The sequence below is a fragment of the Pseudoalteromonas sp. NBT06-2 genome (assembly GCF_002276045.1).
Taxonomy (GTDB): domain Bacteria; phylum Pseudomonadota; class Gammaproteobacteria; order Enterobacterales; family Alteromonadaceae; genus Pseudoalteromonas.
On record NZ_NQMR01000073.1, the window covers coordinates 1 to 17,517 of the forward strand.

Sequence of the window (17,517 nt, forward strand, 5' to 3'; positions counted from 1 at the left end):
ACGTTTTTCATTTTTGTATAAACCAGGCGCAATAAAACCCCAAATTTGATGCAAAATGAAGGGGAAGGCCAAAAACAGCGAAACAAATAGTGTTAGTTTAAAAGGGGCAAAAAATGGAGAAGTTACATCTGTTGCTATCATGCTTGTGCCTTGCGGTAAGTTTGAAATTAAAGGCTCTGCCACAAAACTGTAAATGTCATTAGCAAAATATACTAAGGCAATAAATATCACAAGAATCGACAAAATTGCATGAACAAGTCTATTTCTTAATTCAACCAAATGGCCTATAAAGCCAGATTGGCTTTGTGATGTGTCTTTCTCATTTGTCATTTTTAGATTCTTTTTCACCTGTTTTTTTGTAACTATGGGTAACCGATTGGGCTGCTTGATTTAGTTCGTCTAATGAACTTTGAAGATCCTGCGATAAGTTTTTCATGCCTTTTTCTTCAGCCTCTTTTAGGTTGTTATGAAGCTCATGCACTCTAAGCTCTTCATTTATCTCTGATTGTACAGATTGACCAAATTGTTTGGCTGTTTTGACCCAACGGCTTACTGTGCGTATTGCAATAGGTAAACGTTCAGGGCCTAAAACTACTAGACCTACGATAAAAACAATAACCAGTTCCCAAGCGCCCATAGTTAGGCCTTATCTTTTTCTTTAGCTTTTACATCAGCATTTGTAGTATCTTTTTTTTCCTGATGATTAATTGATTCAGTTTTTTTATCTTCCTCAGAAACTGCTTTTTTAAAACCTTTTATTGCGCCACCTAAATCACCACCAATATTTTTTAGTTTTTTTGTGCCAAATAAAAGCACGATAATGGCTAATATAATTAATAAATTCCAAATACCAATTCCACCAAGACCCATAATATATTCCTCTTAAAATAATAATAACTTAATCTATTTAGATTTTTCGACGTAAATTATGCTGTTTATACGCTAAAGTTTACGCCAAGCAGCAATAAAACTAAAGCAGGCAATGCTGCCAGTAATAATTGATTCTGTTTCTTTATTTGAAACAAATAGCAAGGCAGTAACAATAAACCCAGCACAAGATACCATAGCTAATAATATGGGTTTTTGATTTGGCACTTTTTTTTCATTGTTTTGCAGCTGGTTTTGCTGTTTTAAGCTTAAATAAATGAGATCCGGTAATTCTGGTAATTTTTCAGCCCAAAATGGAAAGTTGGTTTTTATTTGTTTTAAAACCGACATAGGACCCATTTGTTCTTTAACCCAGTCTTCAAGGAAAGGTTTGGCTGTTTTCCATAAGTCTAGTTGTGGATATAGTTGCCGGCCTAAGCCTTCAATGTAAAGTAGCGTTTTTTGTAGTAATACTAATTGCGGCTGTACTTCCATATTAAAGCGACGAGCAGTATTAAATAGATTAATGAGCACTTTGCCAAAAGAGATTTCAGCAAGCGGTTTTTGGAAAATTGGCTCTAATACTGTGCGAATGGCAAATTCGAAATCTTCAATACTTGTATCAGCAGGTACCCAGCCCGAATCTACATGTAATTGAGCTACTTTTTGATAATCACGATTAAAAAAAGCGATAAAGTTTTCTGCTAAATAGCGTTTATCTTCTTTGTTTAAAGTACCTACAATACCGCAATCTATGCCAATATATTTAGGATTTTCAGGTGTTTCTCTTGAAATAAACACATTTCCGGGATGCATATCTGCATGAAAAAAACTATCCCGAAATACTTGGGTGAAAAACACTTCTACACCACGCTCTGCAAGTAATCCCATGTTAGTATTTTGTGCTTCCAGTTCAGCAATATCAGAAACTGGAATACCATAAATTCGCTCCATGACTAAAATGTTTTTCCGACTATAGTCACTATATACATGAGGTATGTAAAGTGATTCTGAGCCTTCAAAATTACGTTTAAGCTGCATGGCATTAGCGCCTTCACGTAGTAAGTCAAGTTCATCAATAATGGTTTTTTTATAACCTTTGATGACTTCAATTGGTTTTAATCGTTTACCATCAGGAATAAATTTACTGACTAGCACTGCCAAATCCTGCATTAATTTAAGATCGGAATGAATAACAGGCTCTATATCTGGACGAATGACTTTTATGACTATGTCATGATGCTCATTATCACTTTCTTTAAGTCTTGCTGTGTGTACTTGCGCTATGGAAGCTGATGCTAAAGGCTGTACATCAAAGTCATCAAATAAATCTGAAATATCAGTTAAATTTAATGCGTCTTCAATTAACTTTTGTGCTTGCTCACCTGGAAATGGTAATACTTGATCTTGTAATAAAGCAAGTTCTTGTGCGATATCATCAGATAACAGATCGCGACGTGTTGATAGCATTTGACCAAACTTGATCCATACAGGGCCTAAGCATTGCAATGCGAGCCGTAACCTCTGTCCCGAGCTTTTTTCCTTGTGCTTGTTTTTCAACCAAAACACAGAGAGACGTAATGGGATATAAAACCAAGGTCGTACATGTTTTGGGATCAGTTCATCTAAACCAAAATGTAATAGGGTTTGGACTATTTTATATAATCTGGCAATCCGCAAAATCTATTTCCTTTCATTATAGAGAAGGTATCTCTGTAGCATGGTTGAGCTTTGTTAAATCAGGGGAAAGCTCTTAAATTACGCTTTGCATCAAAACGTTTATTCTGTGTTCTAATAATTCAAGATCACTTTTTAATTGTCTATTGTCATTTTTAAAAATGGTTAATTCAATAGGGTGCATTGCTATTTTAAGTTCGTCTTGCAAAGTATGTTGTGTGGTTGACTTTAGTTTTTCTACTAGTTTTTGTTTTTGCGAATACAGTGATGTGATACCTTGTGTCACTCTGTGACTCATGCCATCACCAAGAATATGAGAAAGTTGTTCAGGCCAATCTATATCTACCTGTGATAGTGCACGACTGTAAGTTTGCGCTAATTGGATATCACCTTCTAAATCGAGTTTCCCTTCTCTAATTAATTTTGTGATTTTTGCAGGATCTTTTAACTTTAATAATGTTTCTATGCTAGCGCAAATAATACAATCAGCTTGCTTTTCATCTGTGGTTAAAATTATAAATTTTTCACCTGTATATAATAAAATAAAATCTTGTTGCCAATCTTTAATGCTTAGTTGTAATTTTTTGTGCTTGATAGCACTTAAATTAAAGTGAAGTTGAGGCGATAATTTTATTGTTTGATTTAAGATTGATTCGATTAAGGTGATAACTAGCTGGGATAGCATATTGGTTCCCTAGAAAGTAAAGGCGAGATCACTCGCCTAAAAATTTTAACTTAGTATTTAAAACCACGATGCAAAGCAACAATACCACCTGTTAGGTTTTGGTAGCTTGTTTGCTCAAAACCAACTTGTTCCATCATGTCTTTTAATGTCTCTTGATCTGGATGCATGCGAATTGATTCAGCCAAATACTGATAAGATTCACTATCGTTAGTAACTACTGAACCTATTTTTGGTAAAATGTTGAACGAATAAAAATCGTAAATTTTAGTTAATAATTCATTATCAGGCTTGGTGAATTCAAGGACTAATAAACGGCCTCCGGGTTTTAATACGCGAAACATAGATGCAAGAGCTTTATCTTTATCGGTAACATTACGTAAACCAAATGCAATAGAGATAATATCAAAGCTATTATTAGGAAAAGGCAGTGCTTCAGCATTTAATTGTACATATTCAATATTGCCTACGCGACCTTGATTTCTTAATTTTTCACGACCTACTTTTAACATAGAGTCATTAATATCGCCTAAGATAACTTGCCCTGTCTCACCGGTAATTTGGCTGAATTTAGAGGTTAGATCTCCAGTACCACCAGCTAAATCTAAAATTTTATGACCTTTTCTCACACCTGAACTTGCGATAGTTTGACGTTTCCAAAGACGATGAATACCCATTGACATCAAATCGTTCATAATATCGTATTTTGCAGCAACAGAATGGAAAACTTCTGCAACCATGCCTACTTTCTCTTTCTCATTGACTGTTTTATAACCAAAGTGAGTTGTATTGTCTTGAGTTTGTTTCATCATTTTTCCCTATCCAATGCGAGAGATATTATCCTTAATAGTTTACTTGATTATGTATACCCATGCTAGCTCAAGATCTATGGCTAATGGGAATATGTTCTAATTAGGGAGGAGGTTATTTTATTAGAGAAATACATATATGAGAACAAAAAAGCAGTGTATTGTTCTTGTGAATAAGCTTTATTTTTTGAAATGTTGGATAACGGTATTTTTACCGGCTTGTTTTGCTTGCTCAGTAGCTGAGGATGCTTTACGAGTTAAGTGATTTAGCTCTTCGTTCGGTGAAATTTGTGCTATACCCATAGAAATAGTGATAGTGGGTAGCCTGCGACCTGTTCTAGAGCTTACAAAACGAAGTTTTTCAACACCGCTTCGCATCTTTTCGGCAATTTCAGTAACAACCGTCAATTCTAGTTCAGGTAATATAATTAAAAACTCTTCTTGCTTTGTTCTTACGGGTAAACCACTTTCTAATACGTAAGATTTTACTTTTGAAGCTATTTTATTGAGTACTACATCACTTATTATATGACCGTACCTACAACTGAAATCATTGAAGTCATCAATGCTAATATTGATCGCACAAAGAGATTTATTTTCATCGATCCATAACTGGGCTTGTTCAATCATATAATTTTGCTTAAACAGTCCTGTTAAAGGGTCTTTATGTGTGGCTTGTTTTAATGCTAATAGTTTTTGTTTGGTTTTTTTTGTTTCAGTTTGCGCTTGCATTAAATTATCTTGTAATTTAAGTTGTGATGTTTTTAATTTATGACTGGCATCGATGATGCTAGCGAGGACTTGACGAGATTCTGTAAGATTATTTTCATCTATAGATAAAAGAGAACTATCTAATTGGGCAATATATTGGTTTATTGCTAGGCTACCTTCAGTTGTTAAGGTTTCTATATTATTAACAACTTTTGTAACGCCTTTTATTAACAGATCTTGAGATTTTTGTTCTTGAGATAAATGACGTTGATATAAGTTCTCGAGGATAAAATCATCCAGTGGTTGCTTATTAGAAATACAAAGTGCTATCTCTTTATTTAACTCTGCATTATCTGCAGAAATATAAGCATATGCCACATGATAATTAATCGGATGAGGGGCGAGTTGATGCTCTTCTAAAAATAGACAAAGCCGAGTCATTTTATCTTGAGCCTGTGCCATAGGATCGTGGTACTTCATAATTATCCAATCAATAAATTTGTAGCTGTTTCTCAGCTAAATAAGAAAACAAATATCAATCCATGAGTTATTTCACCATTAGAAAACAAATTTGAATATATTGGAATAGTTTTAGCTAATAATTATGTAAAACCAGAATAAAGTGGGAGTTTATTAGCTCATAAGTACTTGCTTTGGGTAATAATGACTCACTTTTTGTTTACATCCTATAATGTGGGTTTATGTCGTATTTTTCTTTTTTAGCAATTTCATTTGGAGTAGCCTAAATGAATCGGTGGAATAAATGAGAGTAGAGATGGAAAAAAAAATAAATAACATATTAATTTCTGGTGTATTAACGCTAGTTTTAACTGGCTGTAATTTAACGGCATCAAATCAAAATAACAACTTTACTCAGTTAACTGAGCAGATAATCGATTATCGTAAAAGTATAGATACCTATAGTACTAAAGAAGGTATAGATAACCATTTTCTACCGGATTTATCACCTGAGTTTTTATTAGCAAAAAATGAAAAACTTACACAAATATTAACCAAATTAAATGAGTTAAATTCAGAGAAAATGAGTGCCGATAATAAGATCAACTTAGCGATTATAAAGGCCCAAGTACGCAATACTTTAGATGAATATCGCTTTAACGCGCACTTTATGCCACTTACCTCTGAATTTGGTTTTCATTCATCTATGTCTTTTTTATCTTCTCGTTCGGATTTTTCAAATAAACAGGGTTACGATTTATATCTGAAGCGCCTTGCTGATATTCCTAGATACTTTTCAGAAAATATTTTTTGGATGAAAAAGGGTATTGAAATTGGTTTTACACAACCTAAAATCGTGCTTAATGGTTATGAAAATTCGATAACGACATTTATTAAAGATGATCCTGAGCAATCTAATTTTTATGTTCCCTTTAAGGAAAATAAAACGAACTTAAATAAAACTGAGTTTGCATCTTTACAACAACAAGCTAAAAAAATTATTAAAACTCGAGTTATTCCTGCATACCAAAATTATAAAACCTTTTTTAAGCAAGAATATTATCCCGCAGCTAGAAATGAGATAGGTGTTTCTACCACTGAAAATGGGGAGTTGTTTTATAAAAATAGAGTAAAACATTACACTACAACTGAAATGTCTCCTGTAGAAATTCATCAATTAGGTTTGAAAGAAGTCGCTCGTATTCGTGCTGAAATGCAAGTCATTATAGAGCAGATAGGATTTGAAGGTGACTTTGCTAAATTTGTAGATTTTTTACGTACGGACCCTCAGTTTTATGCAAAAACACCTGAAGAGTTATTAAAGGAAGCATCGTTTATTTCTAAAAAGATTGATGCTCAGCTACCTAAGTTGTTTCATACATTGCCACGAACACCTTATGGTGTGGCTCCTGTACCTAATAGTATTGCTCCTAAATATACAACGGGTAGATATATCGGTCCTAGCAGAGATGACCAACCCGGTTATTATTGGATAAATACTTATGGTTTAGATAAACGCCCACTATATGTATTAGAAGCATTGACTTTACATGAGGCCGTGCCTGGACATCATTTACAAATATCACTTAATAGTGAGCTTGAAAATTTACCTAGTTATAGACAAAATGCTTATATTTCAGCTTTTGGTGAGGGGTGGGGGCTCTACTCTGAATGGTTAGGTTTAGAAGTTGGCTTTTATCAGAACCCTTATAGTAACTTCGGTCGTTTAACTTATGAGATGTGGCGCGCAGCGAGACTTGTTGTTGATACTGGTATGCATATGTTTGGTTGGAGTCGCGAGCGAGCGATGAAATTTATGAAAGATAATACGGCACTGTCTTTACATAATGTAAAAACTGAAACGGATCGTTATATTTCTTGGCCTGCGCAAGCTTTATCATACAAAATAGGTGGGTTAACAATTAAGCGTTTACGTAAAGAGGCTGAAGAAAGTTTAGGTGAAAAATTTGATGTAAGAGAGTTCCATCATCAAATTCTTAAAAATGGTTCTGTACCATTATCTATATTAGAGCAGCAAATCGCTTTATATATTGAAGAAACTAAACTTAAATAAAAAGTAAATATGGCTGCTTCATAGGTAGGAGAGTAAATGAAGCAGCCAGAGATCCCCCCGGCCTGTTATCGTTGACAGTATCGCACTCATAGATCTTATGAATTTAAATTGCCCTTAGGTCGATAGCTTTGTGTCCTAAGTTTTCACTAAGTTTGCCTTCACTTACTTAAATAATTCTTTTTTGATTTAGTAGGTAAACCGATAACTGTCATGGTATTAACTGTAATAAATTGATTCTTTTTAAGTCTTCTAGTAGCCTAACTAGTAATATTATTTAAGCTAATCGAATCAATGCATCTGTTATTTAAAAAGTTTTTATCTAAGGTTCGTAACCATATCGACCAGTTAAGTTGGCCTACAGTTTTATTTTCTGTTTTGGCTCATGTGCTTTTTACTTGGCTTTTATTATGGTTGGCGAATGAAAAAGAACTGATTTCATTTAATCATTTTATTTATTATTACATAGTAACAACCTCTACCGTAGGATATGGTGATTTCAGTCCAGTAACAGACTTAGGAAAGTGGTTTGTTGCACTTGGGCAAATTCCTATTGGATTGGCACTTTTTGGGGTCTTTTTAGGAAAGACAGGGCAAACAATTACACAGTTGATAAAAAAAGCGATGACAGGCGATAAAAATTATTCTCATTATGATAGCCATATTATTATTTTTGGCTGGCACAAAACGCGAACAGCTAAAATGATTCAATACATATTGGCTGACAACAAACGAGAGCAGCGACAAATTTTGTTAGTTGTAATGGATGATATGACGCATCCATTTCTAGAAAACCCACAAGTGGACTTTGCAAAATTAACCAGTTTTACCGATAAAGAACAACTTAATCGTGTTGGTTTAGATAAAGCAGATAAAGTGATTATAGATGGTAAAGATGACGATCAAACCTTTACTACTGCTTTACGTATTAGCAAATTAGTTAAAGCAACGAGTCATATTTGTGCATACTTTATAGATGAAACAAAAATAGAAATGCTCAGAGAGCACTGTATTAATGTGGAATGTAGTAGCTCTAAGTCAGCAGAAATATTAGTGCGCTCTATGCAAGATCCTGGTTCAAGTCGTGTTCAGGAGGAGTTATTATCAACGCTCACTGGTGATACCCAATTTAGCATTGAAGTACCTAAGCTATCTCAATCGCTTAACTTTGAAAAAATTTTTCATTATTTTAAACATCGGCATAATGCTATTTTATTGGGGGTGGCTGATAATAGTATTGGTGACAACTTAATCTTAAACCCTGAGTTATCCTATGAAATTAAAAATGGTAATATTTTGCATTACATCGCTGAAAATAGATTACTGATCAGCGAAATCAGTTGGTCTGAAATTTAGGTGTGTTATGAAATACGTGAAATTGGTTTTTATGCACAGACAATCCAATTATATATTTAGATTATGAATCTTAACTTTAAATCAAACAAGAATTGATTTATTCAAATTAGAAAAAATTGTTATCTGATTTTAATTTTAGGATTTAAATTGACTTCACCTTCAAAATCAATAGTGGCGATGGTATCGTCACAAATAGCAATTGCTAAGTAAGTACCGTCGGAAGCGCGAGTAAACGCTAAACGGTAACCAAATTGGTTTAATCTATTAAGAGCGACTTTTTGAGCTAAAGTGAGTATATTCCATATCTCATTAGTATCAGATATATTATTGAACTGTCTACGATCTTCAGTTACAGAGTTTGTATTATATTTAGCTAATGCTACCATATAACTCTCCTTAAATTTGTGTCCATACAATTTTATGAAGGAATGATAATTATTTTACACTAGAAAAGCTAGTATAATTTATGATCAAGTGGTCAGAGTTCATAAAATTTCCCGATCTGCATTTATCTAGTATATTTATTCATTGATAGTCAATTCAAATGTAAACGTGTATTTTATTGAAATAACTTATTTAATAATCATGAAACTATGGCTGGTACAAACCTTTTAACATTGATAGATGATATTGCAGTGCTACTTGATGATATTGCTGTAATGAGTAAAGTTGCTGCAAAAAAAACAGCGGGAGTATTAGGTGATGACTTAGCACTGAATGCACAACAAGTCTCAGGAGTGAATGCTGATAGAGAGTTGCCAGTTGTTTGGGCCGTTGCGAAAGGCTCATTTTTAAATAAATTAATATTAGTCCCACTCGCTTTATTGATCAGTACTTTTATTCCTTTTGCTATTACACCTTTATTGATAATAGGCGGATTGTTTTTATGTTTTGAAGGGGCTGAAAAATTAGTTGAAATATTTTTTCATGCAAAGCCACAAAGTGAAAAAAATAAAAAAGAGGTTTCAGATTTAAAAGGATATGAAAACCAAAAAATTAAAGGTGCGATACGAACCGATTTTATTTTATCGGCTGAAATTATCGTTATTTCTTTGGGCGCTGTTGCACAAGAAAATTTTCTGTCTCAATTGAGTGTATTAAGCATAATTTCAATAGTCATGACGATTGGTGTCTATGGTTTAGTTGCAGGGATAGTGAAAATTGATGATGCAGGTTTATATTTAGTTAAAGATATCAAACAAACCGCGAGAGCAAAATTAAAACGTTTTATTGGTAGAGGGTTATTAAGTTTTGCACCTTATCTGATGAAAATATTGTCCATTGTGGGTACTGTTGCTATGTTTATGGTTGGTGGTGGTATTATCAGTCATGGTATTTCAGTTTTACATCATGGTATTGAAGTTATCACTGGCTATCTATCTGGCTTAGCTGGTAGTTGGTTAAGCTACATTATACCTTCAATATTAAATATCACTATTGGCATTTTAGCTGGTTTAATTGTGGTGATGTTTGTTCATTTACTCCATACCATTAAAAATAAAGCATGATCTTAATCATTAAAACCTAAAGTAAAACTTGAATTGTTTTTAAGGATCTATTTTAATATAACTGCTGTTATTTTATTTATATAAATAACAGCGGTATAAATGGATTTAAATTTGCTGCCATAGTTTTGGTGATAAAAAGTAAAGTCTTCAAGGAACCAAGTCCACTCTTATCGTTCTTAGGGGCAGAGTGAACTATCCCTCTTATTATCTCAAGTAACTGATTTAGTTATTTGCTTTTATCTCCTATGCTCGTTATTTAAAAACTATTGGATAACTTCATGATTGATCTTAAAATTGCAGCACAAACCGCACTTGGTTTAATGGATTTAACAACTTTAAACGATAATGATACTAATGAAGCTGTAGTTTCACTTTGTCAGCAAGCTAAAACAAGTGTTGGTGAAACCGCAGCTATTTGTATTTACCCTCAATTTATTTTTGCAGCAAAGCAAGCATTTAAAAACCTTAACGTGTCAGATATTAAAATAGCAACTGTCACAAATTTTCCTCATGGTAATGATGATGTTACTGAAGCCGTTAAGCAAACTAAGCAAGCTGTTGAGTTGGGTGCTGATGAAGTGGATGTTGTATTACCTTACCGAGCATTAATCGCAGGCAATTCTCAGATTGGTTTTGATTTAGTATCTGCTTGTAAGCAAGCTTGTGGTGATGATGTTTTACTAAAAGTAATTATTGAATCGGGTGAACTTAAAGATCCTGAGTTAATAAAATTAGCAAGTGAAATATCAATTGATGCAGGTGCTGATTTTATCAAAACCAGCACAGGTAAAGTATCAATAAATGCAACATTAGAGTCAGCAAAAATCATGCTTAATGTTATAAAATGCAAAAAACCAAGTGTCGGTTTTAAAGCTGCTGGTGGCGTAAGAACAGTAAGTGAGGCAAAGGAATATTTAGATTTGGCAGCGAAAATAATGGGTTCAGGTTGGATTAATACTAAACATTTTAGATTTGGCGCATCTAGTTTATTAGCCAATTTACTATCAATTCTAGAAGTTGAACAACAAGTTCAATCAAATAATTATTAAGAGCAAAATATATAAGGGACAGATTTTTAACTGATGTTAAAAAATAAATGATGTTTGAAATATTACAAGTTTTTATACGGGTAAAAATGATGAAGAATTAAAAGTATCGGTCATGCACTTAGGTAGGTCATTTCTTCATATTCAATTTATGCAAAAGAGTTAATCACTCGTATTTATCATATTTTAAAATTTAAGGGCTCTTTTTATAACCTTTATTCATATAGTTTCAATTACAAATATAATGCATAAAATAGGCATGTTTATGCTTGATAATACAAATCCAATTTAAGCGAATACAGTAAATGAATTTGTAATATTTTCTATGATTCAAAACCTTATAGCTCATTTCATTATGATTTTAATATCACTCAATTTAATTGTTGAATAAGTATTTAAATCAATAGATTACTTATTTGGTTTTGAGTAACAATTTGTTTTTTATTTTTCTGGCACAGATGGTTTTGTTCCGCTAAGCTTGCAATTTTAGGGTAAGAGTAAATATTAAAATGAAAAAACTGTTTGCGTATCTAAGTGAAGCAAATTTAATGTTATGGGCTTTAATATTAGGTATTGTGGTTGGGCTTTTTTTTGGTGAGCGGGTGCAGTGGATGTCTCCCATAGGTGCAGCTTTTATCAAGCTTATGCAGATCACTATTTTTCCATATATCGTTGTTTCTCTCATTGTTGGTTTAGGTAAGTTTGAACCTAGTCAAGTAAAATCTATTATCCTAAAAGCAGTGATCGTGATGCTTTCCCTATGGGGAATTGGCATTGTGGTTATTTGGTGTTTTGCATTTACATTGCCTCATCATGATGCGGGCACGTTTTTCTCCTCAGCCCTAGTTGCTACAAGGCCTGATATTGATTTTGTTGCTCAATATATACCTGCTAACCCATTTGCTTCAATGGCTGAAGGTAACGTACCTGCATTAGTGGTTTTTTGTATTGCGTTAGGCATGGCACTCATGGGGAATGTGCGTAAAAGCAGCTTACTCAATATATTAGATGTTTTAGGGGAGGGGTTATCTGTTATCTCTAAAAAAATGATAAAAATATTCCCTATGGGTATTTTTGCAATCACCGCAAGTACAGCGGGCACTATTAGCTTAGAGCAAATAAATAACCTTCAGGTATATTTTGTTTTAGTAGTACTCACTGCATTCTTTTTAATTTTTGTATTATTGCCTATGCTTGTTTCAGCGCTCACACCTGTAAAATATAAAGATGTGATCAATATAGCGCGAAACGCACTAATCACAGCTTTCACGACAGGTAATGTTTTTATCACGTTACCTGTAATTACTGAAGGCATTAAAGACTATATGCATAAACGTGAAATAGCAGATGCGCAGTCAGATCATGTTGCTGAAGTGTTAGTACCTATCGCATTTACCTTTCCCAGCTTAGGCAAGCTAACCACATTAATATTTGTTGCTTTTTCCGCTTGGCTAACAGGACATGAAATAGGTTTTGAAGAACTTCCTTCCCTGACATTAACCGCATTGTTAAGTTATTTTGCGAACGTACATATTGCGATACCATATTTGTTAGATGCAGCGAGAGTGCCAGCTGATGCATATCAATTATATTTGGCTATGTCGGTATTAACTGCAAAATTTGTATCTCCTACATCAGTTGCTTATATTATTAGTTTTACTTTATTAAGTATTTTCTACATCCGATCTGAATTGAGTTTTAAGCGTGTAAAAACCGTGTTTAATTTTTGTGTCATAGGCGCTATTTTACCGAGCTTGATGCTGGTAGCATTTATGCTTAATAGTAAGCTTAGCGAGTCGGGGGCTGCACCCGATGAAATCATCGCGAATATGCAAGTGGCAACACAAGTACCTGCTGATGTTTTAAGTTTTGTACCTAAAGCATATGAAGCAGGGCAGCTATCACTGACTAATATTGAAGTGATTAAAAAGCGTAAATTACTTCGTGTTGGTTATATCGCTGAAAATGCACCATTTTCATATTTTAACCGCAAACATGAATTGGTTGGCTTTGATATTAGTTTAGCCCATGAGTTAGCAGCTGATTTGGAGGTGAAAGTCGAGTTTATTCCATTTAAAAAAGACCAATTAGCACAATACTTAAATAAAGGTTATTTTGATATTGCGATGTCTGGTTTAGAAATCAATGTCAGAGATTTAGAAAAGGTCAATTATTCAGACCCTGTTTTAGAATTACAACTTGCACTGGTAACCAAAGACCATCGTATGAAAGAATTTAGTTCAAGAGAGAAAATTCTTGAACATGACTCTTTATTATTTGCCAATGTTGAGCATCAACCGTTCTTGAAAAAAGTGTCTGAACAGCAGCCAAGATTAAGTTTTGAGTCGATAGATAATTATCGAGATTTTTTTGAAGGTGAAAATAGATATGATGCGCTTGTGATAAGTGCGGAAGCAGCATTCTCGTGGACAATGTTTTACCCTGAATATGGTGTTGTTGTGCCTGAGAATGCCAGTGCTAAATATCCAATTGGATTTGCTGTTGCTAAACGTCATTTAGATTTAAATAACTACTTTAACTCCTGGTTAGATATTAAGCAGGCAAATGGTAAAATACAGAAATTCTATGATTATTGGATTTTAGGAAAGGGCAGTAAACCTAAAGTTAAGCGTTGGTCCGTGATAGATGAAGTCGCAGGATCTGAGTCGTAATATACCCGTGCTACTTGGAAATGCAGAAATCACGCATTTCCAAGTAGCATAGGTATATATGATTTGATTTTATTTCTTTACTGTAATTCCCTGCTTATACCCAAGCCACTTCAAGATGTGAGGTTCAGGACTGCTGAGCAATTCATTATCTAGGCGCATCTTTGCATTAATGGTTACTCCCTTAAAAAAAGATGGACCGGCAATATGCTCCTGCATTGCTCTAGTACCTACATCCATGCAGGCAACAACGAGCATGATTTGCTCAGAAGTCCCTGTAAGGTTGGTTTATAAATACTTTATGCAGCGTTATTGATTTTGAAAAGGGAATAACCATGTTCTTCAATCAATGTCTTGCCTAAAGCATTTCTAATTCCAACTGAATCCTGCATCTTGAAGTGGTTTGGGTATATACTTAAAAAATCAGAAAATAGATGTTTAAATTATTAATTATTAATTATTTAACAATAATAAGAGTGAATTTATGAACATTACCTTAGTGAGTGGCATTGTTGTTGGGATTTTTATTATGGCTTTGCTTTATGTGCGAGGTGAAAATTATCGTAAAGAACTAGAGCGTACTAAAGCGCTTTATAATAAAGTTAATCGTGAAACCCGCTATCTAACAGATGTTGTGCTTGAACTCGCTAAAGAAGAGCAAAGAGTATTATTAGAGAGGTTTAATCGTTTTAAACAACGTGGCACGTCAAATATAGAGTTGTTGAAATTCACAAGCTTATTAATAGAGGCATATGAGGTTGTAATAAGTGAGGCGACTGTAGGTCATAAAACTGTTCACGAAGCTTTTAAGGAGTATGCAAATAACAATACTAATATCGGTTTTGAGGAGTTTAATAATTATTTGATACAAACTAGTGCTAATAAAAGACAATATTGGGCGAAAAATACACTGCATGATTATATTGATTTGTGTAAAGTAATGCTTGATGAATTAGAGCTTAGTTAGGATGCAGTATGTTTTTTATGGATGTCGACAAGCAAGTAATTGAAACACCACGAGCACAAACCTGTTGTGGTGAAAACGTAGTAGAATACGCAGAACTTAAATATGTAAAACTTTCTTTTATACCTCTTTTTCCATTTTATACTCACTATCAAACACAATGTAAAGTCTGTAAATCCTCTGTCGAAGCGCCTTTAAGTCGTACAAGCCTGCTCAGTATTTTTAATAAATTTATAGGCATTATCATCGTATTATTTATCGCATTGTATTTTTGGCAAGATTATCATGAAGATATTGCAAAGGAGATGGATATATTAAAGCTCCCTCAAAAATATGATTTTTATTTAATAGATAATAACCGATTTAATAAAGTACAAAGCCAAAGATCAGAATTTGTAATTGCTAAAGTGATATCCGCAAATAAAGATGCGATTGAAATTGTGATAAGTAATTATATTTACTCTCGAAAGCGAGATTTAATAAAAGCGATACGTTTAGATACTTTAGTTTTTGATGATTTTTTCTCATCAAAAAGTCAGTTTATAACACTAGCTGAATTAAACGCTCTTTATAAAGAGGAAATTGTTTATCGGATATTAAGACCGTTTAATTATACGTTGTTTGGTGGTGTTGCTGTGCGTCCAACCATGCCAGAGAAGCTTTACAAAGGTTATAACCCAACGGCAATAAACCAAGAAGGTATTAGAAGTTATCGAAATAATGACTTTGTTGAGGCTTTGTCGTTATTTAAGCAAGCTGCCGAACAAGGTGATGCATGGGCGCAAATAAACTTGGCACAAATGTATAGAGATGGTGAAGGGTCTAAAATTGATAATGCTCAGGCGTTACACTGGTTTAGTGAGGCAATAAAATTAGGTAATAAAACCGCTGAATTTGAATATCAACAACTTTGTAAAAAAGAAATAACATGTAAGCTGTAAAGGCTTAGTTTATAAAAAGGCTGAATCTATTTAGCCTTTCTTAGTATTGGGTATATCGCTAGACTACATAGTGTTATATTCATCTTCCCAGAAGAATTTTTCTTCGCCAAAAGCAGGTTTTAAGCCGTCTAACCAAGTCGCTTTTTCATCATATTTAGCAAAAAATGGACGCTGAACCCAGTCTGGATTACGTGCTTGAATAAAACGTAAAACAAATACTTTTTCATCCATGATTTCAGTTACGCCAGATACTTCTACTTTACCTGGACCCGCACTCATTGATGGACCACGTACCGTTCGACTTACACCAGAAACATTCTGATATGCATCACGGAAGATTTCCCATGTTTTATAAAGTGGTAATTCAAAGTAGCGCTTAGCACCAGTATCACGTTCAATGAACATGTAATAAGGGATCATGCCTAATTGAGTTTGCAACTTCCACATTTCAGACCACATATTAGGATCTGTATTAATGTTATTTAATAAAGGTGCCTGAGTACGTATTTGTGCGCCAGTAGCACGAATACGTTTTATTGCTTCGAGAGTAACTGGAGATCTTAATTCTTGAATATGATTGATATGTGCCATAAAAGAAACATGTTTACCCGCATCAACTAACTCTTTAATTAGTGCTAATAAATCATCTGCATCAGGATCAGTTACATATCTATGTGGCCAGAAAGTTAAAGACTTAGTGCCTATTCGAATAGTACGAATATGATCAAACTCTGGCTTTTTAAGCTCTTCTAGGTAACCTCGAACTTTACCAGTACGCATTACCATAGGGTCGCCACCAGTCATTAATAAATCAGTTACTTCAGTATGTTCTTTTAAATAACGGTGTAATTCATCGGCATCGTGATTATTAAAACGTGTCGCTTTACCTACAAACTGTGCCCAACGGAAACAGAAAGTACAATATGCATGACAATATTGACCTTGAGATGGGAAAAATAAAACCGTTTCTTTGTATTTGTGCTGCATACCATTAACGGTTTCACCGTCAAGTTCGGGTACATTTTTATCCATTTGACCCGCAGGGTGTGGATTTAATTTCGTTCTAATTTGTTGTGCTAATTCTAATACTTGATCGGCACTAGGCTCTGCTCTTAGTAATGCAGCCATTAAGTCATATGACTCATCATCTAACATACCGCGTTGAGGGAATGTTAATTGAAAGACAGGATCGTTAGGTACGTTATGCCAATCTATTAGTTCGTCAATAACAAAGTTATTCACCCTAAAAGGAAAAACACTAGCAACAACGCGCATTTCAAATCTAAGGTGTTTAGGCAGCTGTGAAAGCGCTTCGATTTTATCGATTTGTCTATGTTGATAAACTTGAAAACGAGGAGATTGATAAGCCTCTACACCTTGGATTTGTACTACTTGATTCATATAATTCTATATCGCCCGATAAAAAGTCGGCCATGATAACAATAATCGGTAATGGCTTCACCTTTTTTGAATGAATTTTATACTAACCTTTAATTTTATTGATTAAGTTGATGTAAAGTTAGGTAATTTAGATGCTAATTGTAAGCGAAAGCAAATAGGCTGTTTCTTAGCAGTCATTTGTTTGCTAATTTATGGCGAGTTTACCATTTATACCTATGTTACTTCAAAATGCATGTTTTAGAGCTATCTGAGCGAGCTCAATTCAAGGCGTGTTGATGCAGGAATGTAGGCGACCAAAACAATGATTAAGGGTTTGCTCAGAAGCACCGTCTCGGCGAGTTTAAACAGGGTTTATG

At 34.0% G+C, this 17,517-nt stretch carries 17 protein-coding genes and 1 riboswitch; of the genes, 7 read left to right on the plus strand and 10 right to left on the minus strand.

Translation table 11 applies throughout. The features are described from left to right. The 7 genes from CJF42_RS14770 to CJF42_RS14800 all read right to left on the minus strand — a co-directional run. Positions 1–330 (minus strand): twin-arginine translocase subunit TatC (locus CJF42_RS14770; RefSeq protein WP_170940620.1); only part of this gene is annotated, 330 nt, incomplete at its 3' end. Further along, positions 320–637 (minus strand): Sec-independent protein translocase protein TatB, encoded by a 318-nt coding sequence (tatB, locus tag CJF42_RS14775; RefSeq protein WP_095367432.1) that lies wholly within the window; start codon positions 635–637, stop codon positions 320–322. The genes CJF42_RS14770 and tatB, both read right to left, overlap by 11 nt. A gap of 2 nt (positions 638–639) precedes the next feature. Then, positions 640–870, minus strand: a complete 231-nt coding sequence (tatA, locus tag CJF42_RS14780) for a Sec-independent protein translocase subunit TatA (RefSeq protein ID WP_095367433.1) — start codon at positions 868–870, stop codon at positions 640–642. A 72-nt stretch (positions 871–942) separates the two neighbouring features. Continuing rightward, complete coding sequence (ubiB, locus tag CJF42_RS14785; RefSeq protein ID WP_095367434.1) at positions 943–2,547, minus strand: ubiquinone biosynthesis regulatory protein kinase UbiB; 1,605 nt, start codon at positions 2,545–2,547, stop codon at positions 943–945. Positions 2,548–2,620: 73 nt separating this feature from the next. After that, positions 2,621–3,229 carry a ubiquinone biosynthesis accessory factor UbiJ gene (locus CJF42_RS14790; protein WP_095367435.1) on the minus strand — a complete coding sequence of 203 codons (609 nt, stop codon included), beginning with the start codon at positions 3,227–3,229 and terminating at the stop codon, positions 2,621–2,623. Between the two features lie 50 nt (positions 3,230–3,279). After that, positions 3,280–4,035 carry a bifunctional demethylmenaquinone methyltransferase/2-methoxy-6-polyprenyl-1,4-benzoquinol methylase UbiE gene (gene ubiE / locus CJF42_RS14795; protein ID WP_095367436.1) on the minus strand — a complete coding sequence of 252 codons (756 nt, stop codon included), beginning with the start codon at positions 4,033–4,035 and terminating at the stop codon, positions 3,280–3,282. A 180-nt stretch (positions 4,036–4,215) separates the two neighbouring features. After that, positions 4,216–5,226 (minus strand): GGDEF domain-containing protein, encoded by a 1,011-nt coding sequence (locus CJF42_RS14800; protein WP_252097619.1) that lies wholly within the window; start codon positions 5,224–5,226, stop codon positions 4,216–4,218. Between the two features lie 283 nt (positions 5,227–5,509). Here CJF42_RS14800 and CJF42_RS14805 point away from each other — a divergent pair, with 283 nt between their 5' ends. Then, positions 5,510–7,279 carry a DUF885 domain-containing protein gene (locus tag CJF42_RS14805; RefSeq protein WP_095367437.1) on the plus strand — a complete coding sequence of 590 codons (1,770 nt, stop codon included), beginning with the start codon at positions 5,510–5,512 and terminating at the stop codon, positions 7,277–7,279. 70 nt (positions 7,280–7,349) lie between these two features. Continuing rightward, positions 7,350–7,446: riboswitch (cyclic di-GMP riboswitch) on the minus strand. A gap of 124 nt (positions 7,447–7,570) precedes the next feature. After that, entirely contained in the window at positions 7,571–8,632 is a 1,062-nt protein-coding gene (locus tag CJF42_RS14810; RefSeq protein WP_095367438.1) for a potassium channel family protein, read from the plus strand. 119 nt (positions 8,633–8,751) lie between these two features. Here CJF42_RS14810 and CJF42_RS14815 read toward each other — a convergent pair whose 3' ends face one another. After that, positions 8,752–9,018, minus strand: a complete 267-nt coding sequence (locus CJF42_RS14815; RefSeq protein WP_095367439.1) for a hypothetical protein — start codon at positions 9,016–9,018, stop codon at positions 8,752–8,754. Positions 9,019–9,225: 207 nt separating this feature from the next. Between CJF42_RS14815 and CJF42_RS14820 the strand changes: the two genes are divergently transcribed. The 3 genes from CJF42_RS14820 (at position 9,226) to CJF42_RS14830 (ending at position 13,858) form a co-directional block, all read left to right on the plus strand. Beyond that, on the plus strand, positions 9,226–10,140 hold the full coding sequence (locus tag CJF42_RS14820) for a DUF808 domain-containing protein (RefSeq protein WP_095367440.1): 915 nt from the start codon (positions 9,226–9,228) through the stop codon (positions 10,138–10,140). Positions 10,141–10,418: 278 nt separating this feature from the next. After that, positions 10,419–11,189: a deoxyribose-phosphate aldolase gene (gene deoC / locus CJF42_RS14825; RefSeq protein ID WP_095367441.1), complete on the plus strand. Its 771-nt coding sequence runs from the start codon at positions 10,419–10,421 to the stop codon at positions 11,187–11,189. 506 nt (positions 11,190–11,695) lie between these two features. Next, positions 11,696–13,858, plus strand: coding sequence for a cation:dicarboxylate symporter family transporter (locus tag CJF42_RS14830; protein ID WP_095367442.1), 2,163 nt, complete (start codon positions 11,696–11,698; stop codon positions 13,856–13,858). A 69-nt stretch (positions 13,859–13,927) separates the two neighbouring features. Here the strand turns inward: CJF42_RS14830 and CJF42_RS27535 are convergent, their stop codons facing one another. Further along, positions 13,928–14,113, minus strand: a complete 186-nt coding sequence (locus CJF42_RS27535) for a hypothetical protein (protein ID WP_170940621.1) — start codon at positions 14,111–14,113, stop codon at positions 13,928–13,930. 226 nt (positions 14,114–14,339) lie between these two features. Between CJF42_RS27535 and CJF42_RS14840 the strand changes: the two genes are divergently transcribed. Then, the gene (locus CJF42_RS14840; protein ID WP_095367443.1) at positions 14,340–14,822 is read left to right on the plus strand and encodes a hypothetical protein; all 483 of its coding nucleotides are present in this window, start codon (positions 14,340–14,342) and stop codon (positions 14,820–14,822) included. Between the two features lie 8 nt (positions 14,823–14,830). After that, on the plus strand, positions 14,831–15,760 hold the full coding sequence (locus CJF42_RS14845; RefSeq protein ID WP_095367444.1) for a tetratricopeptide repeat protein: 930 nt from the start codon (positions 14,831–14,833) through the stop codon (positions 15,758–15,760). A 63-nt stretch (positions 15,761–15,823) separates the two neighbouring features. Here CJF42_RS14845 and CJF42_RS14850 read toward each other — a convergent pair whose 3' ends face one another. Beyond that, positions 15,824–17,161 (minus strand): KamA family radical SAM protein, encoded by a 1,338-nt coding sequence (locus CJF42_RS14850; RefSeq protein WP_095367445.1) that lies wholly within the window; start codon positions 17,159–17,161, stop codon positions 15,824–15,826. Positions 17,162–17,517: the final 356 nt, after the last annotated feature.